The 22,340-nt window shown below is 70.4% G+C and carries 24 protein-coding genes; 8 read left to right on the top strand and 16 right to left on the bottom strand.

What is annotated here, in order from left to right:
* The first annotated feature begins 1 nt into the window (after nt 1).
* Nucleotides 2–1,273, top strand: coding sequence for an NHLP bacteriocin system secretion protein (locus tag KUG43_RS05045; protein WP_216906730.1), 1,272 nt, complete (start codon nt 2–4; stop codon nt 1,271–1,273).
* Nucleotides 1,270–1,485, top strand: a complete 216-nt coding sequence (locus tag KUG43_RS05040; RefSeq protein WP_216906728.1) for a hypothetical protein — start codon at nt 1,270–1,272, stop codon at nt 1,483–1,485. The genes KUG43_RS05045 and KUG43_RS05040 overlap by 4 nt, the downstream gene beginning before the upstream one ends.
* Here KUG43_RS05040 and KUG43_RS05035 read toward each other — a convergent pair.
* From KUG43_RS05035 to KUG43_RS05010, 6 genes are all read right to left on the bottom strand, one after another.
* On the bottom strand, nt 1,446–3,104 hold the full coding sequence (locus tag KUG43_RS05035; protein WP_216906727.1) for a TolC family protein: 1,659 nt from the start codon (nt 3,102–3,104) through the stop codon (nt 1,446–1,448). The genes KUG43_RS05040 and KUG43_RS05035 overlap by 40 nt on opposite strands.
* Complete coding sequence (locus KUG43_RS05030; protein WP_216906725.1) at nt 3,101–3,340, bottom strand: hypothetical protein; 240 nt, start codon at nt 3,338–3,340, stop codon at nt 3,101–3,103. The genes KUG43_RS05035 and KUG43_RS05030 overlap by 4 nt, the downstream gene beginning before the upstream one ends.
* 5 nt (nt 3,341–3,345) lie before the next feature.
* Complete coding sequence (locus KUG43_RS05025; protein WP_216906723.1) at nt 3,346–3,618, bottom strand: hypothetical protein; 273 nt, start codon at nt 3,616–3,618, stop codon at nt 3,346–3,348.
* A 79-nt stretch (nt 3,619–3,697) separates the two neighbouring features.
* The gene (locus tag KUG43_RS05020) at nt 3,698–4,648 is read right to left on the bottom strand and encodes an RluA family pseudouridine synthase (RefSeq protein WP_216906721.1); all 951 of its coding nucleotides are present in this window, start codon (nt 4,646–4,648) and stop codon (nt 3,698–3,700) included.
* A complete protein-coding gene (ylqF, locus tag KUG43_RS05015) occupies nt 4,648–5,604 on the bottom strand; it encodes a ribosome biogenesis GTPase YlqF (RefSeq protein ID WP_216906719.1) in 957 nt (318 codons plus the stop codon). The genes KUG43_RS05020 and ylqF overlap by 1 nt, the downstream gene beginning before the upstream one ends.
* Nucleotides 5,604–5,987 carry a universal stress protein gene (locus KUG43_RS05010; protein ID WP_216906717.1) on the bottom strand — a complete coding sequence of 128 codons (384 nt, stop codon included), beginning with the start codon at nt 5,985–5,987 and terminating at the stop codon, nt 5,604–5,606. The genes ylqF and KUG43_RS05010 overlap by 1 nt, the downstream gene beginning before the upstream one ends.
* A gap of 140 nt (nt 5,988–6,127) precedes the next feature.
* On the opposite strand from KUG43_RS05010, the gene KUG43_RS05005 reads away from it, so the two are divergent.
* Nucleotides 6,128–7,333: a phosphoglycerate kinase gene (locus KUG43_RS05005; protein ID WP_216906715.1), complete on the top strand. Its 1,206-nt coding sequence runs from the start codon at nt 6,128–6,130 to the stop codon at nt 7,331–7,333.
* Nucleotides 7,334–7,342: 9 nt separating this feature from the next.
* Here the strand turns inward: KUG43_RS05005 and KUG43_RS05000 are convergent, their stop codons facing one another.
* The 4 genes from KUG43_RS05000 to KUG43_RS04985 form a co-directional block, all read right to left on the bottom strand.
* Nucleotides 7,343–7,729, bottom strand: coding sequence for a hypothetical protein (locus KUG43_RS05000; protein ID WP_216906713.1), 387 nt, complete (start codon nt 7,727–7,729; stop codon nt 7,343–7,345).
* A gap of 98 nt (nt 7,730–7,827) precedes the next feature.
* A complete protein-coding gene (locus tag KUG43_RS04995; protein WP_216906711.1) occupies nt 7,828–9,231 on the bottom strand; it encodes an ATP-binding protein in 1,404 nt (467 codons plus the stop codon).
* Nucleotides 9,209–9,934: a response regulator gene (locus KUG43_RS04990; protein WP_216906708.1), complete on the bottom strand. Its 726-nt coding sequence runs from the start codon at nt 9,932–9,934 to the stop codon at nt 9,209–9,211. Before KUG43_RS04990 ends, KUG43_RS04995 begins: the two co-directional genes overlap by 23 nt.
* Before the next feature lie 3 nt (nt 9,935–9,937).
* A complete protein-coding gene (locus tag KUG43_RS04985) occupies nt 9,938–10,729 on the bottom strand; it encodes a DUF8623 domain-containing protein (RefSeq protein ID WP_216906706.1) in 792 nt (263 codons plus the stop codon).
* A 77-nt stretch (nt 10,730–10,806) separates the two neighbouring features.
* Between KUG43_RS04985 and KUG43_RS04980 the strand changes: the two genes are divergently transcribed.
* Nucleotides 10,807–11,889 (top strand): UDP-N-acetylglucosamine--N-acetylmuramyl-(pentapeptide) pyrophosphoryl-undecaprenol N-acetylglucosamine transferase, encoded by a 1,083-nt coding sequence (locus tag KUG43_RS04980; RefSeq protein WP_216906704.1) that lies wholly within the window; start codon nt 10,807–10,809, stop codon nt 11,887–11,889.
* Here KUG43_RS04980 and KUG43_RS04975 read toward each other — a convergent pair.
* On the bottom strand, nt 11,873–13,009 hold the full coding sequence (locus KUG43_RS04975; RefSeq protein WP_216906702.1) for a pyridoxal phosphate-dependent aminotransferase: 1,137 nt from the start codon (nt 13,007–13,009) through the stop codon (nt 11,873–11,875). The genes KUG43_RS04980 and KUG43_RS04975 overlap by 17 nt on opposite strands.
* 106 nt (nt 13,010–13,115) lie before the next feature.
* Here KUG43_RS04975 and KUG43_RS04970 point away from each other — a divergent pair, with 106 nt between their 5' ends.
* Genes KUG43_RS04970 through KUG43_RS04955 form a run of 4 tightly spaced genes read left to right on the top strand, consistent with a single transcriptional unit; the run spans nt 13,116 to nt 17,604 of the window.
* Nucleotides 13,116–14,027 carry an AAA family ATPase gene (locus tag KUG43_RS04970; RefSeq protein WP_216906698.1) on the top strand — a complete coding sequence of 304 codons (912 nt, stop codon included), beginning with the start codon at nt 13,116–13,118 and terminating at the stop codon, nt 14,025–14,027.
* Nucleotides 14,014–14,925 carry a DUF58 domain-containing protein gene (locus KUG43_RS04965; protein WP_216906696.1) on the top strand — a complete coding sequence of 304 codons (912 nt, stop codon included), beginning with the start codon at nt 14,014–14,016 and terminating at the stop codon, nt 14,923–14,925. The genes KUG43_RS04970 and KUG43_RS04965 overlap by 14 nt, the downstream gene beginning before the upstream one ends.
* The gene (locus KUG43_RS04960; protein ID WP_216906695.1) at nt 14,922–16,766 is read left to right on the top strand and encodes a transglutaminase TgpA family protein; all 1,845 of its coding nucleotides are present in this window, start codon (nt 14,922–14,924) and stop codon (nt 16,764–16,766) included. Before KUG43_RS04965 ends, KUG43_RS04960 begins: the two co-directional genes overlap by 4 nt.
* Nucleotides 16,767–16,776: 10 nt before the next feature.
* On the top strand, nt 16,777–17,604 hold the full coding sequence (locus KUG43_RS04955; RefSeq protein ID WP_216906693.1) for a pentapeptide repeat-containing protein: 828 nt from the start codon (nt 16,777–16,779) through the stop codon (nt 17,602–17,604).
* A gap of 16 nt (nt 17,605–17,620) precedes the next feature.
* On the opposite strand, the gene KUG43_RS16905 is transcribed toward KUG43_RS04955, so the two are convergent.
* The 5 genes from KUG43_RS16905 to KUG43_RS04935 all read right to left on the bottom strand — a co-directional run bounded on the left by KUG43_RS16905 (nt 17,621) and on the right by KUG43_RS04935 (nt 22,331).
* On the bottom strand, nt 17,621–18,019 hold the full coding sequence (locus tag KUG43_RS16905; protein ID WP_286194411.1) for a type II secretion system protein GspD: 399 nt from the start codon (nt 18,017–18,019) through the stop codon (nt 17,621–17,623).
* Nucleotides 17,970–19,871 (bottom strand): general secretion pathway protein D, encoded by a 1,902-nt coding sequence (locus KUG43_RS04950; RefSeq protein ID WP_286194391.1) that lies wholly within the window; start codon nt 19,869–19,871, stop codon nt 17,970–17,972. The genes KUG43_RS16905 and KUG43_RS04950 overlap by 50 nt, the downstream gene beginning before the upstream one ends.
* 83 nt (nt 19,872–19,954) lie before the next feature.
* Nucleotides 19,955–20,752 (bottom strand): hypothetical protein, encoded by a 798-nt coding sequence (locus tag KUG43_RS04945; RefSeq protein ID WP_216906691.1) that lies wholly within the window; start codon nt 20,750–20,752, stop codon nt 19,955–19,957.
* Nucleotides 20,749–21,456: a PilN domain-containing protein gene (locus tag KUG43_RS04940; RefSeq protein ID WP_216906689.1), complete on the bottom strand. Its 708-nt coding sequence runs from the start codon at nt 21,454–21,456 to the stop codon at nt 20,749–20,751. The genes KUG43_RS04945 and KUG43_RS04940 overlap by 4 nt, the downstream gene beginning before the upstream one ends.
* On the bottom strand, nt 21,453–22,331 hold the full coding sequence (locus KUG43_RS04935) for a type IV pilus biogenesis protein PilM (RefSeq protein ID WP_216906687.1): 879 nt from the start codon (nt 22,329–22,331) through the stop codon (nt 21,453–21,455). Before KUG43_RS04935 ends, KUG43_RS04940 begins: the two co-directional genes overlap by 4 nt.
* Between the last annotated feature and the right edge of the window lie 9 nt (nt 22,332–22,340).

The raw sequence follows: 22,340 nt of genomic DNA, 5'->3' as shown, positions 1-22,340 counted from the left end.
CATGGAAACGTCCGAGGAAGCGACGGAGCGGCGGGTGCTGCTGGCCCTGGGCACCGCCTGGGCCCTGACCGCCGGCTGGTTCCTGTTCTGGCCGGTGCCCACCGAGGTGATCGGCCGGGGGGTGGTGATCGTGCCCGGCGGTGCCACGGTGATCGATGCCCGGGCCGAGGGCCAGATCCTCAGCCTGCCGGTGCGGGTGGGCCAGCGGGTGAGCCGGGGCCAGACCCTGCTGCGCCTCTACCTGCCCACCTTGGAGCAGCAGCTGCGCCGCCAGGAGAAGGATCTGGCGGAGCTGATCCGCATCAACGCCGATCTCGACCGGCGCGACCAGGCGCGGCTGGCCTCGGCCCGGCGGCTGCGGGACACGGCCCTGGCCGAGTTGGCGGGCAACCGCAGACGCCTCGACGCCCTGCGTCGCGTCTACGACCAGAAGGTGGCCGATTTCCGCCATCTCGCCGGCCGCGAAGTGGTGGCCCCCCTGGCCGGCGAGGTGGTGGCCAGCGAAGACCGAGCCATCCAGCTCGACAACAGCGTCGCCGATCTCGGCATCCGCGAACGGGAGGCCATCGACGCCTGGGAGACGGTGAAGCTGGGCATCGACTCCGAAGCCCAGCGGCGTCGCTTTGCCATCAATGACGCCCGCCGCGCCGTGCGGGTCACCCAGACCCGCCTGGGCTTCGACGGCAGCCTCAGCGCCACCCGGGACGGGCGGCTGCTGGATCTGCAGGTGGTGCGCGGTCAGACGGTGAAACCGGGCCAGCGCCTCGGCACCCTGGGAGGGCCCGAGGATGGCCAGACCCTTCAGGCCGTGGCCTACTTCGCCCCGGCCGATGGGCGTCGCCTGCGCCCTGGCCTGGCCATGGAGGTGGTGCCGGACTGGAACGAGCGGGGCCGCTTCGGTGGCATCCGCGGTCGCGTCGTGCGCGTCAACCTGCTGCCCGCCACCCGCGAAGACATCAACACCACCATGGGCAACCCCCAGCTGGCGGAGGCCCTGGTGCGCCACGGACCGGTGCTGCGCACCGAGATCGCCCTGCAGCCCACGGGCAACGCCCCCGGCTTCGATGGCTACCGCTGGACCCTCAGCCGTGGCAGCAGCGTCTTCCCGATCCGCGAGGGACTGACCCTCAAGGCCCACGGTTATGTGGAGTGGCGCCCACCGGTCAGCTATCTGCTGCCGATGCTGCGCGACCTCACGGGCAGCTACCGCACCCTGCGGCAACAGGAGCGCCAGGACCAGCCTCCGCTCCAGCAGCGAGAGGCCCTGCCATGACCCGCGAGCTGCCCTGGCTGGTGCTCCAGGCGGCCCTGCTGGTGGTGCTGCTGCATGCCAATGCCCCCGAAGTGTGGTTCTGGTTCGCCGCCCTGCTGGTGCTGCTGCTGTGGCGCTCGTTCGCCTGGCGCCATCGCCGCTGGCAGCGGCTGCAGGAGCGGCAGGGCGACGCTCAGGAGTCGCCCAGCACCAGCGGCAGCGCCACCGGCTGATCGGGCCGGTCCGGCACCGGCAGCAGTTCGCGCAGCAGCTGGGCGTAGCTGACATTGGCCAGGGTGGTGGACTCGGCCACCCCCTCCATGGCGCCGGTGAGGGTGGCCACGGTGGTGGCCACATCGCTGTAGTCGGCCAGTCCGAGCTGGTAACGGGCCCGCACATCCCGGAAGGCCTCCCGGGAGGCGCTGTAGGAGGCACGGGCCGCCACGATCTGGCGCAGGGCGGCCCGATGGTCGTAGAAGGCGGCTTCGAGGCGCTGGCGGATGGCATTGCGTTCGCGGGCCAGGCTCTGGTCGGTGCGTGCCGCCGCGCTGCGACTGGCGGCCACGGCACCGGCGGTGACGCCGCCATCGAAGAAGCGCCAGTGCAGCTGCAGGCCCGCCGCCCAGTCGGAGCGCTGGTTGAGCAGCTGGGGGATGAGAGCCGAGCTGCAGCACCCCTCCAGCTTGATCACCGGTTGGGTGATCAGCCCCTGGCCGTAGCCACCGGTGGCCACCAGCCGCAGGCTTGGCAGCAGCTCGGCGGCGCGGCGATCGGCCTGGCGCAGCAGGGCGTTGCGGGAGGCCTGCAGGGCCCGCAGCTGGGGATTGTCGCGCCAGCCGCGCACGATCGTCTGCTCCAGGTCGAAGGGCCAGGGGGGCTGCAGCCGCACCGCTTCGCTGGCCCGCAGGCTGACGTCGAAGGGCACGTTGATCAGGTTGCTGAGCTGGCGCTGGCGGCTCAGCTGCAGGGCCTCGGCCTGCTCAAGGCGATAGAGGCTCTGCTGCAGGGCGGCCTCGGCCCGGAGCCGGTCCAGCCGCGGCACCAGACCCGCCTGCTGGAGCGCCGCCACCTGGTCGCGCACCACCGTGTCGCTGTCGGCGACGGCCCGGCGGATGCGCTGCAGCTGGTCGGCGAGCTGCAGGCCGTAGTAGGCGACGCTCACATCCAGCTGCAGCTGGCGCAGCCGGTCGGCATAACGCTGGCGGGAGGCCCTGAGGCTCTCGTCGGCCTCGGCGATGCTGGCGCTGCGGTAGGGGCTGATCAGCTCCCAGCCCAGTTCCATCCGGGCAGCGGCCGCACCGACGTTGGTCTGCACCACATTCCAGCCCTGGGGCCTGACCAGAAACGGGGAGTCCGCCGGATAGAGGCCCGTGTTGGCGGCCCAGACCTGGCTGTAGGAGCGCTGCTGACGGAAGCCACCGGCCAGGTTCAGGCCCAGCTCCGGCCACCAGCGTCCCCGGGCCGAACCGGCCAGGTCCTGGTGCTCGCGCACGCCCAGCACGGCGGCGGCCAGATCGGGATCGTTGCGCACGGCCACCGCCAGGGTCTCGGCCAGGCTGAGCTGTTGGCGCCGCTCGATCCGCACCGCCTCAGGGGCCTCCGGCAGGGCCGTCGCGGCCGGGGCCGGCAGGTCGGGCGCCTCAGCTGCGTCGGGTCTGTCCGCCTCCGGCGCCGCCGGCAGCAGGCTGCGGTCGAGCCGCTCGAGATCCTGCTGGAACCCCTGGAGGCTGCGCAGCAGCGCCGGGGAGGGGGGCGGCAGGCGGCGGCTCTGGGCCCGGGCCGGTGCCATCACGGCCACCACGGCCAGCGCCAGGGCCGGTGCCAGCCAGCGGTGGGCGTGGCACCGGATCATGGCTGTCTGGGGCCCGGGGCTGGCGCCTCGTCCTTGGTGGGGGAGGCCTGGATCAGGTCGTGGAGGCCCAGGCTGGTGCGGGCCAGGCAGCCGATCGAGAAGCAGATGGCGGCACTGCCGAACAGGCCCAGCTGGGCTTCGCGGGTTTCGCCCTCGAGGCGGGTCATGGCCAGCAGCACCACCCCGGCGGCCAGCCAGGGCAGGGTGACAACCATCCCGAGCTGGGAACGGGTCATCGCCATCAGCGCAGACCCAGCTCCTGGCGCAGTTGCAACTCCAGCTGGCGCACGGCGTTGAAACGCGCCATGGCCCAGGAGAGCTTGCAGACACAGCCGATCGAGAAGCAGATCGCCGCGTTGCCGAACAGGCCCCAGGCGTGGCTGTGCAGGTTGAAATCCTCGGCCAGCAGCAGCCGCAGCGCCAGGATCACCAGCAGGCCGGCCACCACCCAGGGGCCATACACCCAGCCAACGAAGAACTGATCGACGAACAGCCGACGCGGCGGCGGGGCCATGACAGCGGAAGCCAGGGAACCAAGTCTGCCGCCGGCCCCAGGCGATACAAGCCGCCCCGGCCGCAGGTCGAGCTGGCCCTCAGGAGCTGCGCCGCCTGAGGGCCAGCAGCAGCTTCTCGAACACCTCCGGCAGGGGGGCCTCACACACCAGACGCTCGCCGCTGATCGGATGGTCGAGGGCCAGCCGCACCGCATGCAGGGCCTGGCCGCCCAGGGCCACCGGAAGCTTGCGGCAGCGGCCGTAGGTGGCATCCCCCACGATCGGATGGCCCGTGTGGGCGCAATGCACCCGGATCTGGTGGGTGCGGCCCGTGTCGAGCTTGAAGCGCAGCAGGGAGTAATCGCCCAGGGGTTCGATCAGGCGCCAGTGGGTGCAGGCATGGCGGCCGGTGCTGTCCGAGACCACGGCGTACTTCTTGCGATCGACCGGATGGCGGCCGATGGCCCCCACGATCGTGCCGCGCTCCGCCGCCGGCTGGCCGTGCACCACCGCCAGGTATTCCCGCGAGGCGATGCGCTTCTGGATCTGCACCTGCAGCTTCACCAGCGCCTCCTGGCTTTTGGCCACCACGATGCAGCCAGTGGTGTCCTTGTCGAGGCGATGCACGATGCCGGGCCGCATCTCACCGCCGATGCCAGGCAGGTCGGGGCAGTGGTGCAGCAGGCCGTTCACCAGGGTGCCGTCCTTGTTGCCGGGGGCCGGATGGACCGTGAGCCCGGCGGGCTTGTTGAGCACGATCAGGTGGGCATCCTCGAACAGCACGTCCAGCGCCATGGGCTGGGCCACCAGATAGGGCAGGGGTTCCGGCGGCGGCATCCACAGCTCGACGGTGTCGTCGGTGCGCAGGGGCGTCTTGGCCCGGCCCGTGACGCCGTTCACCCGCACATAGCCCGCATCAATGAACTTCTGGATCCGGGCGCGGCTCTGCTCGGGCCGCTGGGACACCAGCCAGCGGTCGAGCCGCATCGGCAGCGGCTTCGGGTAGTGGAGCGTCAGCAGCTCCCCATCACCTTCCCCGAAGCAGGCCATCAGCTGGGGGGCCCCTCCACCGGAGGCAGGGCGAGAGGAGGCAGCTCCAGGGAGATCGGCCCCAGCAGGGAGCGGCGGAAATCATCGAGCAGGCGCTGGGCCATGCGGGCCGTGTCACCACTGGTGTGGCGGGCCGCGGCGGCGCTGAGCCAGGCTTCGGCGTCAGGCACGGGCATCGCGCGGGTCCCTCCCGGCAAGGACGGCACCGCCACCCCGTAGCGCCGCTCCACCAGCCCCGGCGCCACACCTGCGGCCGCCACCCGCTCCAGCTGCACGAGCAAACGGAGGAAGGCCAGGGCCACCGCCTCGCCGTCGTAGGAGGCCTGGCCGATGTCGTCGCAGAGAGCCAGTCGCAGCCCGGCCAGCTGATCATCGAGGCGGGGGGGCAGCACGCCGGGGGCGTCGAGCAGATCCAGTTCCTGGCCCAGCCGCACCCAGCGCAGGCTGCGGGTGACGCCGGCCCGGCGGGCACTCTCCACCACCTTCTGGCGCACCAGCCGGTTGATCAGCGCCGACTTGCCGACGTTGGGGAAGCCCAGCATCAGGGCCCGCACCGGCCGCGCCCGCATGCCGCGGCCGGCCCGGCGGGCGTTGAGCTGCTCCCCGGCCCGGATCGCCGCCTGCTGCAGTTGCTTGACGCCGGTGCCGACCTTGGCGTCACACCACCACGGCACCTCGCCCCGCTCGCGGAACCAGCCGTCCCAGGCCAGGCGGGCCGCGGCGCTGACCATGTCGCGGCGGTTGATCACCAGCAGGTGCTGCTTGCCCCGGATCCAGCGCTGCAGGCGCGGGTGGCCGGTGGCCAGGGGGATGCGGGCATCCCGCACCTCGATCACCAGGTCCACCTTCTCCAGGTTGGCGCTGAGGGCTTTCTCCGCCTTGGCGATGTGGCCCGGATACCACTGGATCGGTGGGGCGGCCGTGCTGAGGCGGACCGTGTCGCCGACGTCCGGCATCAGGGCACCACCAGCACCGGACAGGGCGCCAGCTGCAGCACCCGGGCGGCGGTGCTGTGGTGGTCCTCCTCCAGGGTGATGCCGCGGGTGCCCATGACGATCACATCGGCATTGATCTCATCGGCCACATCGCCGATGACGAAGGCCGGCTTTCCCTCCCGCTCGAGCACCTCGCAGGCCACACCGGCCTGGGTGAAACTGGCGCGGGCCTGCTCCAGCAGCTGGGCCACCGCGGCGGGATCGTGCATCACACCCTCTTCGGCCTCCACGACCGACAGCAGCACGATTCGACTGCCGTGGCGCTGGGCGAGCTGAAGGGCGACGGCCGCCGTTTCCATCGTCTGGCGGCTCTGGTCGATGGGGAACAGGACGGTGTCGAACATGGCGGAAGGCCCAGCCCCCTTGTCTTAGCGCCGACCGTTGCGGCCGCCAGGGATGGGAGGTGGGAAGAACCGAATCGCGCCGGCGGCAGGAGCGGAGGCGCCGGAGGCTAATCTCCCCCCGCCTTTCCTTACACGTAACCGTGGCGAAGCGATCCCTCTCCAGCCTCAGCGCCGATGATCTCCGCGGCAAGCGGGTGCTGGTTCGGGTCGACTTCAACGTGCCTCTCGACGACGCCGGTGCCATCACGGACGACACCCGCATCCGGGCGGCACTGCCCACCGTGCGCCACCTCATCGACCACGGCGCCAGGGTGCTGCTGGCCGCCCACTTCGGCCGGCCCAAGGGCCAGGTGAATGAGGCGATGCGCCTCACCCCGGTGGCGGCCCGCCTCAGCGAGCTGCTGGGCAAGCCCGTGACCAAGACCGACAGCTGCATCGGCCCCGACGCCGAGGCCAAGGTGGCCGCCATGGCCGATGGCGATGTGGTGCTGCTGGAGAACGTGCGCTTCTTCGCCGAGGAAGAGAAGAACGACGCCGGCTTCGCCGAGAAGCTGGCCGCCCTGGCCGACGTCTATGTGAATGACGCCTTCGGCGCCGCCCACCGGGCCCACGCCTCCACCGAGGGCGTGACGAAGTATCTGAGCCCCAGCGTGGCCGGTTTCCTGATGGAGAAGGAGCTGCAGTACCTGCAGGGGGCGATCGATGAACCCAAGCGTCCCCTGGCCGCGATCGTGGGCGGCTCCAAGGTGAGCAGCAAGATCGGCGTGCTTGAGTCGCTGATCGACAAGTGCGACAAGGTGCTGATCGGCGGCGGCATGATCTTCACCTTCTACAAGGCCCGTGGACTGGCGGTGGGCAAGAGCCTGGTGGAGGAGGACAAGCTGGAACTGGCCAAGGAACTCGAAGCCAAGGCGGCCGCCAAGGGCGTCCAGCTGCTGCTGCCCACCGATGTGGTGCTGGCGGATAACTTCGCCCCCGACGCCAACAGTCAGACCACCGCGATCGACGCCATTCCCGATGGCTGGATGGGCCTCGATATCGGCCCCGATTCAGTGAAGGCCTTCCAGGAGGCCCTGGCCGACTGCCAGACCGTCATCTGGAACGGCCCCATGGGGGTGTTCGAGTTCGACGCCTTCGCCGCCGGCACCAACGCCATCGCCCACACCCTGGCCGATCTCAGCGCCAAGGGCTGCTGCACGATCATCGGCGGCGGTGACTCCGTGGCGGCTGTGGAGAAGGTGGGTGTGGCCGAAAAGATGAGCCACATCTCCACCGGGGGCGGCGCCAGCCTGGAGCTGCTGGAAGGCAAGGTGCTGCCCGGCGTGGCCGCCCTCGACGAGGCCTGAGACCAGGCCTCAGAGGCTGCCAGATCGGCCCTCACCCCATTTCTTCTTGCCCCACTCGGGCATGGCGATGCCGTTGCGCTGGAACAGGGCCCGCAGGGACTCACGGTGCTGCTGGCGCTGGCGCTGGCTCGCTTCACGCTGCTGCTTCATGCAGGCCCGCAGAGCTTCGCTGCTGGCGGCAGAAGAGAGACAGCGCTCACCGGTCTGGAGGATGGCGATGCGGGCCTGCTGATCGCTGATCGCCAGCCGCTTCTGCTCGGGAAAGATCTTCTGCATCTGGGCGGGCGTGGGCCGGGTGGCCTCGGTGGGAGCGCTCTGGGCCATCACGCCACCGGTGGAGCCGAGGACCGCGGCCAGAACGGCGATCCGCAGGGGCTGGAGCAGGCTGGAAGGCATGGGAGGAACGGTGATTGACGATTCCATCGTGACCGGAACGTGTGACGGGAATCGGACTGGCTGACCGCCACCTATGTCCGGATGCGACCGTCGCCGCTTCACCCCCCCGGCAGGGGCCAGGCCCTCAGGGCCACGCCGAAGCGTCCCTGCGGCGGCTCGGCGGCGGCAGGGGCCTCCAGCCGGCGCAGGTCACCGCCATGGTCGCGGGCGACTTTGGCGGCAATGGCCAGGCCCAGGCCGCAGTGCCCCTCGCCGCCGCGCGCCTGATCGAGCCGCTGAAATGGCGTCATGGCCTTGTGCCACTGGTCCGGGCCGATGCCATCGCCACAGTCCCAGACCTGGATCTCGAAGCCGCTCTCCACGGGTCCGGCCTCGCCGTGGGGGTGCACCGCCCCGTCCCCGGATCCCAGGGGCCGCAGCACCAGCCGCAGGGGCGGCCGGCCATAGGTGAGGGCGTTGTCGAGCAGGTTGCCCACCGCCCGCGCCAGCGCGATCGGCCGCACCCGCCGCACCAGCGGCTCCAGATCCAGCTCCAGGGGCACCTCGCCCACCGACGCCGCCGACTCCGCCACCAGGGCATCGAGCGGTACGAGCACGGGAGTCTCCCCCGCCTCGGCTCCCGCGAAGATCATGAACTGGCGGGTGATCCGCTCGATCGAGCGGATGTCGGCCTGGGCCCGCTCCAGCTCCTGGGGTGCCATCGGGCCCTCGGCGGCGAGGGCCAGGCGCAGCCGCAGCCGTGTGAGGGGGCTGCGCAGGTCGTGGGCGATGCCGGCCAGCATCGTGGTGCGCTCCCGGCCGGAGTCCTCCAGCCGCAGCAGCATGGCGTTGAAGCGGGCCATCAGCTGCCGCACCGCCGGGGCGCCCTGGTCCGGCAGGGCCTCGGGCAGGGCTTCGAGGCCCACATCGGCCAGGGCGTCCTGCAGCCGGGTCAGGGGCCGCTGGATCTCCAGCATCAGGAACAGCAGCAGGGCCCCGAGCGCCCCCAGGCCGATGGACAGGGACAGCAGCAACGGATCCGGCGGCCAGCCGCGCGGTGAGGGCAGATAAACGAACAGCCACACCGGTTCCAGCGGGGAGGCCATTTCCACCCATACCCCCCGCCGCGGGGAGAAGGCCGGCTGCACCGCCGGACAACGGCCCAGCCGGCGGCACAGCTCCGCCTGCAGCCGCTGGGTCTGCCAGCGCAGCCGCCGATCCCCCCGGCCCACCCAGGCCGCCGTGGCCGCAGGCTCCGGTCGGCGGCCCACCACCAGTCGCATGCCACTGATCTGGCCAAGCACCTCCGGGCTGAAGCGCTCCAGCGCCACCTCCCCCAGCACCAGGTTCGAAGCCACCTCCGAGCCCGTCTGGATCAGCTGCTGCTGGGCCAGGCGCCGACCCAGCAGCAGGTGCAGCAGCAGCAGGCTGAGGGCGGCAGCACCGGTGCCAGCCAGCAGGTACGCCAGCGTGCGCCCCAGGGACGGCCGCCAGACGGGTTCAGGACTGGCGGGGCTTGCCATCGGGAACGAACACGTAGCCATAACCCCAGACCGTCTGCACATAGCGAGGCCGGGCCGGCTCCGGTTCGATCAACCGCCGCAGCCGCGACACCTGCACGTCCATGCTGCGGCTGTCGGTGTCGCTGCCGGGACCCCGGGCCAGTTCGATCAGCCGCTCCCGGGACAGGGGCCGGTGGGGGTGCTGCACGAAGGCCGCCAGCAGGGCGAACTCGCCGCCGGTGATCGTCAGGGCTTCCCCCTGGCGCTCCAGGGTGCGGGCCGCCAGATCCACCTCCAGGTCGCCGAAGCCGATCCGTTCCCCATCGGGCTGGGGCAAGCCGCCGGGGAGGGTGCCGCGGCGGCGCAGCACCGCCTCGATCCGGGCGGTCAGCTCCCGCGGCAGGAAAGGCTTGGCCAGGTAGTCGTCGGCCCCCTGCTCCAGGCCGATGATCCGATCCACCGCATCGGCCCGGGCCGTCAGCATCAGCACCGGCAGGTCGTCGTCCCCGTCCCGCAGGCGCCGCAGCAGGGTGAGGCCGTCATCGCCGGGGAGCATCAGGTCGAGCACCAGCAGATCGGGGCGCTGCCCCTCCAGTCGGGCCATCAGCTGGGCGCCATCGCCCATGCAGCGGACCTCGTAGCCCTGGTCCCCCAGGTAGGTGGACAGGAGATGGCGCAGGTCCGGATCGTCGTCCACCACCCAGATCCGATGCGGTCGGCCCATGGTTCAGGGCTCGAGCGATTTGCGGTCGGCGACAACGCGCACCCGCTTGGTGGCGCTGACGATGCCGTCGGGGTGCACCAGCAGGACGGCCCAGGTCTGGGAACCGGGGGACAGGGGCGCCTGCACGATCTTGAACAGTCCGCCGCCCCCGAGGGCCCCGAGCTCCATGCTCGGGCTGGCCATGGTGGCCTGCTGCTGGGGGGTGATCGCGGCGATGCCCCCAGCGGAGAGGGCACCGTCGAGGGGATCGTCGAAGATCACGTCGACGTCGTAGCGCTGGCCGGTCAGCACCGCGTCGGGGATCAGCAGGCTCACCGGCAGGGGCTTGTCACCGCTGCGCAGCAGCGACCGTTCCCGCAGCACCGTCTGGCCGTTGATGCGGGTGCCGTCGCTCTGCAGGGCCAGCTGTTGCTCCGCCTCCAGCCGGTAGGTGGTGCCGCCCTGGCGCCGGGTGCCATCCACCCGGAGGGTCACCGTGGGTTGGCCATCGCGCATCTGGGCGCCGCTGCTCAGCTGCCAGCGGGCATCGGGAAACTGCTGCCTCAACAGGCGCCGGCGGCTCTCCAGCAGGGCGGGATCCAGCCCGGGGCCCGCCTGCAGCAGGCCAGCCAGGGCCGTGTCGGAGCTGCTGTTGAGGGCACTCTCGAGGGCCTGCAGCTGGGCGGGCGAAGGCGGAACCGCCAGGGCGGGGGCGACGCCGGCGCCGGCCAGCACCACGGTCGCCAGGAGGGTGCCGAACAGCTGGGGCGACCGGACCGAAGGCAGGGGGGCGTTCAGCGGGCAGGACGGAGCCATGGAGAGGGAGGGAACCGGGGCGGCGGTGAGCGGACCGGAATCGGCTTTTAAGTTAGGCGCGCTCGCCCCACCCGCCCATGCCGACCCTGCTGATCGCCGCCAGCGGCACGGGTGGCCACCTGTTCCCCGCCCTGGCGGTGGCTGAAGCCCTGTCCGCCGACTGGCAGGTGCACTGGGTGGGGGTACCGAACCGGCTGGAGACCGACCTGGTCCCCAGCCGCTACCCGCTCCACATGGTGCGGGCCGGCGGACTGCAGGGCCGGGGGCTGCGAAAGCTCTGGAACCTGCTGCAGCTGCTGCTGGCGGTGCTGCCGATGCGGCGCCTGATCCGGCGGGAGGGGGTGAGCGTGGTGTTCAGCAGCGGGGGGTACATCGCCGCACCGGCGATCCTGGCCGCCCGCTGGTGCGGGGTTCCGGTGGTGCTGCACGAGAGCAACGCCATCCCCGGGCGGGTGACCCGGTTGCTGGGCCCCCTGTGCACACGGGTGGCGGTGGGGCTTCCCCAGGCGGCCGAGCGGCTGCCCCGCTGCCGTCCTCTGGTGTGCGGCACCCCGGTACGACGGGACTTCCTTCGTCCCACTCCCCTGCCCGAGTGGGTGCCAGGGGGCGACGGGCCCCTGCTGCTGGTGATGGGGGGCAGCCAGGGGGCCCTGCGCCTCAACCGCATGGTGCGGCCCCTGCTGCCGCAGCTGGCGGCCAGCGGCTGTCGCATCGTTCACCTCACCGGCAGCCAGGACCCCGAAGCCGGAACGCTGCGCCTCGACGGGGTGGCGGAGCGGGCCTTCAGCGATGAGCTGCCGGGGCTGCTGCAGCATTGCGACCTGGCCATCAGCCGGGCCGGCGCCGGCAGCCTCAGCGAACTGGCCGTCTGCGGCACCCCGGCGATCCTGGTGCCCTTCCCGGCGGCCGCCGACCGGCATCAGGACGCCAATGCCGCCGCCGCCGCCAGCCTGGGCGCCGCGGTGATCGTCTGGCAGCACGAGCCCGGCGAGCCTGCCCTGGAGCGGACCGTGTGGCGGCTGCTGGGACCGCGCCTGCGCGGCTCCGCCACAGGAGCCGATCCTCTGGAGCCGATGCGGGACGGCATGGAGGCCCTGGCGGTGCGGGACGCCGACCGGCGGCTGGTGCAGGTGCTGGAGCAGGTCAGGGGGCGCGGTTGAAGCGCCGCAGGGCCCCCAGGAGTCGGCGGTTGCCGGCCCTGCTCTGCACCGCGATCCGCAGCCAGCTTTCGCCCAGGCCCTCGAAGGAGCGGCAGTCGCGCACCAGGATCCGGTGCTGGCGTTCCAGCGCCAGCCGCAGCGGCTGGAGCGAGGCGGCCGGCGGGCGGCTGCGCACCAGCAGGTAATTGGCCGCCGAGGGCAGGGGCTCCAGTCCGGGCATCGCCGCCAGCCGGCCCGTCAGCCAGGGGCCCTCGCGGGCCACCCAGCACTGCACCCGCCGCTGCCAGCGCCGCAGTCCAGCCTGATCGGCCATCAGGAACTGGCCCGCCGCCGCCGCCAGAGCGTTGACGGGCCAGGGGTCGCGCCAGGCGGCCCAGCGGGCCAGCCGCTCGGCGCCGCCCAGGGCGTAGCCGAGCCGCAGGCCGGCGATCGAGAACAGCTTGGTGAGGCTGCGGATCACCACCAGGTTGGGGTGGGCCGGCAGCAACGGCACCAGCGACTGGTCCTCGCCGGCGGGCACCAGCGGCAGAAACGCCTCATCGACGATCACCAGGGCGAACCGCTCCAGCAGGGGCTGCAGCGAGGCCCGGCTCCAGAGCTGGCCGGTGGGGTTGTGGGGATTGGTGAGCCACACCACGGCCGGGCGGTCTGTCGCAACGGCCGTGGCGGTGGTGGCCTCTGCCAGGGGCCAGTCGGTGGGACCGGCTCCGCGCCAGTCCAGTGGCAGCGGCAGGGTCCGCCACACACCGCCCCAGCAGTCCAGGGCCCGGCGGTAGTCGCCGAACCCCGGCGCCGGCAGCAGGCTGGGGCCGCAGGCGGCGGCGTCCCGCGCCGCCCAGGTGAACAGTTCGGCGGCCCCGTTGCCGGGCAGCACCATGGCCGGATCGAGCCCGTGCCAGGCGGCGATGGCACCGGCCAGGGCCCCGTAGTCCCGGTCTGGATAGTCGCGCAGGTCGGTGTCGAGTGCGCGGTGCAGCAGGCGCCGCAGCCGCGGTGGCGGGCCGAAGGGCACCAGGGAGGCGCTGGCGTCCAGCAGCTGATCCGGACGACAGCCGAGGCGTCTGGCGGCCGCCTGGAGGTTGCCGCCATGGGGTTGCGGCGGATCAGGAAGCCCCGTCACCGGGTGGTGAGCTGGCACCGACTCCAGGGAACATTCAGGCGGTTGTAACACAGAAGCGTGGCGGGGCTGCTGCAATGGGTGGACCACCGGTGACCGCACCAGCCCCGTGCCCCCTTCCCCCCTTCACCCGGTGATCAGCGCGATCGGTGCGGTGTTGCTGGGCAAGGAACACGAGGTGCGCCTGGCCCTGGCCTGCCTGCTGGCCCGCGGCCACCTGTTGATCGAAGACCTGCCCGGCATGGGCAAGACCACCCTGGCCGAGGCCCTGGCCCGCAGCTTCGGGCTCGGCTTCAAGCGGGTGAGCTTCACCAGCGACCTGCTGCCCGCCGATCTGACCGGCCTCAACGTGTTCGACCCTGGCGCCGCCAGCTTTCACTTTCAGCCCGGTCCCCTGTTCAGCCAGGTGCTGCTCGCCGACGAGATCAACCGGGCCAGCCCGCGCACCCAGAGCGCGCTGCTGGAGGCGATGGCCGCCGGCAGGGTGAGCGTGGACGGCACCAGCCATCCCCTGCCCCGGCCCTTTCTGGTGATCGCCACCCAGAACGGCCTCGACCAGGGGGGCACCTCGGCCCTGCCGGAATCCCAGCTGGACCGTTTCCTGATGCGCCTCAGCCTGGGCTACCCCCCCCGCCAGGCGGAACGGGCCCTGCTGCAGGGCGAGGGCCTGCGGCCCGATGGCCTCAGCAGCGCCTTCGGGCCCGAGGATCTGCTGGAGCTGCAGACACGCTGTGACCAGCAGCACTGCAGCGCCGCCCTGCTCGACTACGTGCTCGACCTGCTGGACCGCAGCCGTCACCAGCCCGCCCAGGGCCATCCGCTCTCCCCCCGGGCCGGTCTGGCCCTGGTGGCCGCCGCCCGCGCCTGGTCGCTGCTGGAGGGCCGGGACCATGTGATTCCAGACGACGTCCAGTCCGTGCTGGCCGCCGTCTGCGAGCACCGCATGGACGGCGGCCAGCGCGGGGGGAGCGACGGGGACCTGAGCCAGCGGCTCCAGGCGGGTGTCGATGGACTTCGGTAGGCCCCAGCAGGGGGAGCGGGTGCGCCTGCGGATGCGCAACCTGTACATCCTGCCGACGCGGTTCGGCTGGCTCTGGCTGGCGGGCACGGTGCTGCTGCAGGTGGTCGGCGTCCAGATGCAGAGCAACGGCACGTTGTTGCTGAGCTTCCTGATGCTCAGCCTGTTCCTGCTCACCCTGCACCTCACCCACTTCAACCTGCAGGGTGTGGAGCTGGGCTGCGGCGAACCGGCACCGGGTTTCGCCGGGACCCCGGTCGCCTATCCGATCCAGCTGCGCTGCCCCGGCCGCAGCGAAGGGGTGCGGCTGCGGCTGGCGGGGGAGGCGGCGGGTGGGCCGCTGTCGCTGGCGGCGGGGGAGCATGCGCTCACCGTGACCTGGACCCCCCCGGGCCGGGGCTGGCAACGACCCGGACTGCTGCGGATCCAGACCACGGCGCCCCTGGGGCTGTTCTGCTGCTGGTCGCGCTGGTACCCAGAGGCGGCCCAGCTGATCTACCCGGCCCGGCGGGCCGGACCGGTGCGGCGGCTGGCCGCCGGGTCGGCACCGGTGGTCGGCGAGCCGGCCCTGGCCAGCCGCCAGGACGGCAGCGACGACTGGCGTGACCTGGCCCCCCATCGCCCCCAGGACAGCCCCAGCCGACTGGCCTGGAAGCTGCTGGCCCAGGGGCGGGGCGAGTACGCCAAGCGCTTCCTGGATCACCCCGAAGCGGCCCCCCTGCTGGCCCCGGAACCCGGGGTGCCCCTGGAGGCGGCGCTCGAACACCTCAGTGAGCGCATCTGGAGCTGGCACGGACGGGGCCTCAGCTACGGCCTGGTCCTGAACGGCCAGACCGTCGCGCCCGGCCGGGGGGTTCTCCACCGGGACCGGTGCCTGGCGGCCCTGGCCTGCTGCCGATGAGCCGCGCCGCCGCCCCCCTGCAGTGGCTGACCATGGGGTTGCTGGCGGTGGGGCTGCTGGGCCTCTCGCCGGCCCTGTCCCTGAGCCTGCTGGCCTTCGGTCTGGCGGTGCTGACGGCCCTGAAGCTGCGCGAGGCCCGCAGCCTCGAGGAACGCCGGGTGGTGGCGCTGCTGCAGCTGGTCTGCGCCGGTCTGCTGGCGGCCCTGCGCCCCGAACTGGCACCGAGCCTGCTGCAGGGCCTGGCCATCCTGATGGCCCTGGCCGGGCTGCTGGCCCTGGAACTGGGGGCGGGGCCCGACTGGAAAGCCCTGATGCGCCGCAGCCTGCAGGTGCTGCTGGCGGCGCTGCCGATCGCCCTGGTGCTGTTCCTGCTGCTACCCCGGCTGATGCCCTTCAGCAACTTCGGCACGGGCCAGGGCATGGGGGCGATGACCGGCCTGAGCGACAGCATGGAGCCGGGCTCCATCGCCAGGCTCGCCGTCAGCCGCCAGGCCGCCGCCCGCGTCGCCTTCCCCCTCGGTGGCGGGCCACCCCCCCTGGAGCAGCGTTACTGGCGGGTTTTGGTGCATGACCGCTTTGATGGCCGCCGCTGGCGCAGCAGCGCCCCGCCGTTCCCCAGGCCTGCGGCCGGCCAGCCCGCCCCGCCGGCGCCGCCGCCCGCTGCCCCGGGGGAAGGCCTTCAGCTGTGGCTGGTTGAACCCAGCGGCCTGTCCGCGGTCCCCTGGAGCGGCGCCGGACGGCCGCTCTCGGCCGACCTGACCCTGCAACGCAGCGGCGAACTGCTGAACCGGGCACCGGGCAGCCAGCGGCGCGTCTACGCCCTCACCCGGACGGCGGATCAGGCTGACTGGCGCACCGAACCACCCGGGCCCATCGATCTGGTCCTGCCCCGGGGCGACAACCCCCAGCTGGAAGCGCTGGCCGCCTCATGGGAACGCCTGGGCAGCGACCGGGAACGGCTGAACGCCGCCGGGAGCTGGTTCCGCAGTCAGCCATTCCGTTACACGCTCGAGCCCGGGGCCCTGCCCAGCCAGGCGCCCCTCGACCACTTCCTGTTCGAGTCCAGGCTCGGCTTCTGCGGCCACTACGCCAGCGCCTTCACCACCCTGATGCGAGCGGCCGGGGTGCCGGCCCGGGTGGTGAGCGGCTACCGGGGTGGCCAGTGGGTCCAACCGGTGGGGGGCAACGGCTACGTGGACCTGCGCCAGGCCGATGCCCATGCCTGGAGCGAGGTGTGGCTGCAGGGGGAAGGCTGGCAGCGGGTCGATCCCACCGCCTGGGCCGCTGGGGACCCCATGGCGCGCGCCGTGACCAGCGGCGACACACCCGGCAGCGCCACCCCCTGGGACTGGCTCCAGCAGCAATGGTGGAGCCTCGACATCGCCTGGGCCCGTTGGTGGCTGGGGTACGACAGCGAGCAGCAGCAGGCCCTGGTGCGTCGGCTGCTGGGTGACCAGCGCCACCTGCTGGGGCTGGTGGTGTTGCTGGCGGTGGCCATCAGCCTGGCCGCCAGCCTGGGGGGGCTGGGCTGGCTGGGCCGCCGCCGCCGGGGTGATCCTCTGCGCCTGGAGCTGGAGCACACCCTGAGGGCCTTCGCCAGGCACGGCATGGCGCCCCAGGCGGGGGAAACCCTTGCCGTCTTCGCCCAGCGGCTGACGCAGCGATGGCCCGTCCTGAGCGCTCCCCTCAACGCCTACGTCGGGCACTACCAGCGGCAGCGCTTCGCCAGCACCCCCAGCCGGACGGGATGGCGCGAGACCCAACGGCTGGGACGGACCCTGCGCCGTTCCCTGCGGGCCGGCAACATGCCTGAGGAAGCGGTACAACGGGGGGACCGCTGAACGGGCGACCATGACCAGCGTGCACGGGTTCGCCCGGAGCCACATCCGGGCCCTGCTGTTCGCAAGCTCGGCGTCTCTGGCCCTGCTGATGCCCGTGGCCGTGCGTGCGAGCAGTGATGGCGATCTGATCCGTCTGCTGAATCAGCGCAACTGCCCCCGCTGCAAACTCCAGGACGCCGACCTGGTCCATGCCGACCTGCGGGATGCGGATCTGCGGGGCGCCAAGCTCCAGCGCGCCAACCTGGGCCAGGCACGGCTGGATGGGGCCCGCCTGGAAGGGGCCGACTTGCGCTTCACCAGTCTCCAGGGAGCCTCCCTGCGGGGTGCCGATCTGCGGGGGGCCAATCTGGAGGGCACCGACCTGCGCCAGAGCGATCTGAGCGGCGCCCAGCTCGATCCCGGCGGTCTCGCCCGCAGCCACTGGCAGGACGCCCGGGGTGTGGGACCTGCGGTGTTGAGCTATCCCGAGCTGCACAACGCCGGCGTCACCGCCGCCCTGGAGGGCCGCCATCCCCAGGCGGAGCAACTGTTTTCCGAGGCGATCCGGCTGCAGCCGGAAGCGGCCATCAGCTGGGTGGCCCGGGGCCTGAGCCGCACGGAGCAAGGCAAGACGGATCTGGCCGCCCAGGACATCAACTACGCGGCTGTCCTTTACGGCCAGGCCGGTGAGGAGGCACAGGCGAAGCAACTGACTGAGGTCGCTGCCAGCCTCACAAAGCCTGGAAAGAAAGCGAAGCAGGAAAGCGGAATGGGAGGACAATTGCTCAGCGGCGCCGCCGGGTTTGCCTCGACCATCGCTCCATTGGCCATGAAATTCCTGCTGCCCCTCGCCTTCTGATCAGGGGCTTTCCTGGTCAGGGAGCCATGGAGGGCTGGGGGCCACCACCGAGGAAGGCACGGGAGGCCGGCGTTGATGGCTGGTAGCCATAGCCGTAGGTGCCACCCTCGGTGTCGTTGATGATGCGCGGTGTCACCATGATCACCAGTTCGCGTTTCTCACGACTGTTGTTCGTGGCACGGAAGAACTGACCAATCAGGGGAATATCTCCCAGAATCGGCCATTTGGTGACCACGGACCGGTCGAAATCGGAAATCACCCCGGTGAGGATCAGGGTTTGACCGTCCCTAACCCGCAGGGATCCAGTATCAAGGCGTCGGATACTTAAAATCTCAATGTCGCCGCAGCCCGTTACAGGCAGGCGATCAGTGACTGCAGATATACTGGGGGGACAGCGTAAATGTAACAAATCCATTGTCATCAATCTTTTCGACTCGCGCGCCCAACACCAAACCGGCCGTGGACAAGGTTGGCGTACAGGTGATGACATTGCTCGTCGCCCCAGTACCGGCAGATGAATTGGTCTCAAATTCCGTAATGACATTGGTGCCCACACGCACCACGGCCTCATTCGCCCTTCTTCGACCAATAGGTGAGTCAATCGTGTATTGATCCAGGCCCCCAGTAGCCCCAGAGTCACCGCTGGCGGAGCTGGTCGATCCAGTACCAGCCTCTCGAAGAACCGAGGGATTCTCTTGCAGAATAAGCGTAGGACTGGCAAGAAGCTTACTATTGCGAGAAAGGATCTGAGCCTGGACAAAGTCAAAGAAGTTATTAATCGGATAATTCACACCAGGGTTGGGGGTCCCATTAAACCCCTGAAATGGGATCACTGCAGGAACCTGATTCCCGACATTCGGCGAACTACCACCAAGGAGGGATCCAAAGTTTGCAGCCAGCGAACCATTATCATTGACGATAAAGTTATTGCCCCACCGGAAGGCGAAACTATTGGCCACCTCAAAGTCATTCTCTAGATTCACATCCAGAATCTTCACCGAGAGGGCCACCTGCCTCTGGCGCAGATCCAATTGCTTGAGATACTGCTCAGCGATGGTCACCAGCCGTGGCGCACCAACCAAGGTGATGGTGGAAAGCCGAGTGTCGGTAGTGGCTTGCAGGCCAACCAGCGGACCGGTTGCGGCCCCGTAGGACTCCACGCTGGTGGTCGTGCTGGAGGTGGTCGTGGAGGACGTGGGGCTGCCGACTGGAGCGGCCGTGGCGGCGACGCCCTCAGAGACGGCCGTGGAGATGGTGTTGGTCTTGGTGACCTGGGCCCCCAGGTTGGCCAGATAGTCGGCGGCGGAGTTGGCCGGCACCTGGTTCAACCGGTACACCTTGGAGAGCTGGGCGCCGAAGCTCTTGGACAGCACCCTGGGGCCGGCGAAGATCGTGTTGCCGTCACGCTTGCCCTGCAATCCGGCGGCCAGCAGGGCCGAGTTGATCGCCCGGCCATAGCTTTCACGACGGAAGGAGATCGAGATGGGTCGCATTCCCGCAGCTGGGGCAGAGGATGCGCCGGGAGCGCTGGATTCATCGACGTAGACGAACCCGTAGCCACCGAGCTGGCTGAGGGCCATCAGCACATCCTTGGCCGGGGCGTTGCGCAGGGTCATGGTGACCGGTGGCCCGCTGACGCTCACATAACTGGGATTGCTGATGGTCATGGTCCCCACAGCCATGTCGCCCAGCGGCGGGGCCACGGCGCGCGGCTGGAGGGGGGGGATGAAACCGGGCTGGGGAACCCTGCCAGGGGTGTTGACGTTGGGGGTCAGGGTCTGGAGGGTGCTCTGGGCCGGCGCGTTGAAGGTGAGGATCAGGCTGCGGCCGTCGGCACTGACAACGGGCCGCCCCACGGGAAAGCCGGGTGTGGGGGAGATCTTCAGCTCGAAGAGATTGCCCGAACCCTGGAAGCTGATGCTCTGGAGCCCGGCCTCGGGCAGGGAGAGCTGCACAGGGCCGCGACGCAGGGCCATCGGCACGGCCGTCTGCAAACGGCCCAGCCAGGTGGCTCCCTGGGTGGTCTGCTGGAGAACAGGAGAAGGGCCGGTCCCTTCGATCACCACCTCCACGGAATCAGGCAAGCGCCGCAACTTGATGTCGAGAGAGCCGCCGGCCTGGGCGATGTCGGAGAGACGGGCGACGGCCGTTCCGTCTGCTGCGGGTGCCACAGCGGCTGCGGCACCAGCGGAAAGACCTGCCCCCTGCTGCAGAACCACGAAACCAACCGATGCCGTAAGAACGTGCCGCCACTGACGTTTTGCCACGTTCCGTCGCTCTCCGAATCGGTCGAATGGTATCGGCGATTGTGAGAAACGGCCAGTTTCCAGATCCCGTTGCATCGGCATGATCAGTTGGAAGTTGCAGGAGGTGCTGGAGCCGGGGCTGGGGCAGCCGCTGGGGCAGCCGAAGGTGCCGCCGCTGGTGGTGCCGAAGGTGCCGGGGATCGGCTGTAGAGACCCAGGGTGAGCTTCATCACCACCTCCGTTGTGGGGTTGGGAGGTTTGCCGTTGGCAGGCTTGTCATCGGAAAGGGTGAGATTGAGATCGCTTTGCACCACGAGGACGTTGAGGGCCTCCAGACGACGCAGGAAGGCCAGCAGCGAAGGGAATGACCCTCGCGCCGACACCAGCAGCGTGCGTTGGGACAGACCCTGCAAGGCCAGGGGATCGGTTGGGGCGGCAGGGGTGCCTGCGGCTGGGGCTGCTGCTCCTGCGGGTGGGGTGGCCGGGGCTGCAGGGGCGCCAGCGGCGGGCGGTGTCGTGGCCGGGGGCACGGCCTGGGTGGGCTCGTAAAGCGTCAGCTGCACGCCGGAATTGTCGGCTTCCCGATCAAGCATGGCCAGGAAGGTGGAGAGGTCGCCGTTGCCCGTGATCAGCCGTTCGATCTTGGACTTGCTGACCAAGGCCGCCTCGGTGTTCTCTTGGGTGGCGACCAGCTGCCCCCGCATCAGGGTCACCTGATCACGCAGTTGCTCCAGCTCCTGGAGGCGCTGGCTGTCCCGCTGGAGCGTGGCCCAGAGGGGCAGAAGGCCGGCGAGAACCACCAACAGGCCCAGCCCGCCAAGCACACCCGCCGGCAGGAGCAGCCAGATCAGGCGCAGACTGGCAACCGGAAGCCTGGCAGAGCCTTGCTGAAGATTCGTCATGGGATCAGGCCCTCCGCCTGGAGCAATTGGAGCCGGCGCACCATGCCATCCGAGCCAAGCTGCCGCATCACCATCAGCTGCCGGGCGGGCGGCAGGCTGGCAAAGGGAGCGACGAGTTCGAAACGGACCGCAGAGGGGGCCGCCTGCACCGCCTTCCCGGCCACGGGAGCGGCAGCAGGAACCCTCTCCAGCTTGACGAGCGTCACCCCTTTGCCCTCCAGCAGCGGCGAGCGGGCCAGCTCCAGCTGCAGCGCATTGATGCGGGCAAAGGCCAGGGGATCCAGGGCCTGACCCTTGAGCACCAGTTTCTGCCCCTCCGCTTCCACGCTCTGGAGCTGCAGGCCCTCAGGGATGCGCAGCTGCAGGTCGGCCAGAAGGGCCGAGGAGGTGCGCAGCGTGGTGAGGCCCTCAGTCAGGCTGCGGGTGGTGGTGGTGAGTTGGTCAAGCTTTGCCTTGCTGGCCGCCATCTCGGCCTGCATCTGGGTGGCTTCGACTTCGAAACGGGTGAGCTGGGCGGTCTGGGACTTGACCACCATGTAGCGGAGGAGCACCAGGGCGGTGCCAGCCACCGCCATCACCAGCAGAGCAGCTCCGATCAGGGCACCCCTGATCAGCAGCGGACGCCGATCCAGCAGGGCCGTGATCATGCTCTCCTGGCCGAGCTCCTGGCGCCGTTCCCGCAGCAGATCGAGAGGCGCTGTCATCGGACCCTCTCCACCATCGCCAACCCCTGCAGGACCAGAGATCCAAAAGGCTGCGTGGTGAGCAGTTCGGCGCGTACCCCAAGCGCGTCCTGGAGATGGTCCTGGCTGGCCAGCGGCGCGCTGAGCAGCAGCCGGAGCCGATGCACGGAAGGATGGCGGCGTCGATAGAAGGCCACGCAGCGGGTCACCTCCCGAACGAGCTGATCATCCTCCTCGGGCAGGGGCCAATCGAAGACCGGCTCGGCGCGACGCAGAAGCAGCAACCGCCCTCCCCCAGGCAGTGCATGGATCAGCAGCGTCAGGACATCCTCCGCCGCGTGCTCCAGCAGCGCATTCACAGCCGCCAAGCGACAGGACTGGGCCGGGGCCAGCCGCTCAAGCTGAACTCCGGCCAGGTTGAACACCTCGATCCAGTCGTCCACCAGCTTCCTGGACGCCACGGCCAGAAGCATGCGGGGGTTGGCACCCGGCAGGGGCTGCAGATCGATGGTCGCTTCGGACAGGGGAACGGCAAGACTGAGGGGAGGATCGATCGTCCGCAACGCTTGGATGGGGTCGTCGGGGATCGCCTCCAGGGGCCAGTCGATGACGCGCCATTCGGCAGCCCCCTCGGGAAGGGAGGCGAGCACGACGGCATCCAGCAGACCGTCGCGCACCATCAGATCGCCGATCAGGTCACCAAGGGGTTCTTTCTCCAGGGGCTGGCCATCCAGGCAGGTGAGCGGAGGCAATGGCAGATCGATGCTCACCGGCTCTGGCCCATTGACCCGCAAAACCTGTCCCATCAAGGCCTCGTCCTGCAGCTCCAGCAGCAGCCGTCGCGGAAGGACCTGCGCTCGGATCGGACGCAGACGATCATTCAGATCATCCTTCAAGCCGATCAG

Source organism: Synechococcus sp. CCY 0621 (assembly GCF_019038465.1).
GTDB lineage: Bacteria > Cyanobacteriota > Cyanobacteriia > PCC-6307 > Cyanobiaceae > Cyanobium.
Note: the sequence above shows the minus strand (reverse complement) of the source record. Positions and strands in the feature narration are given on the sequence as shown.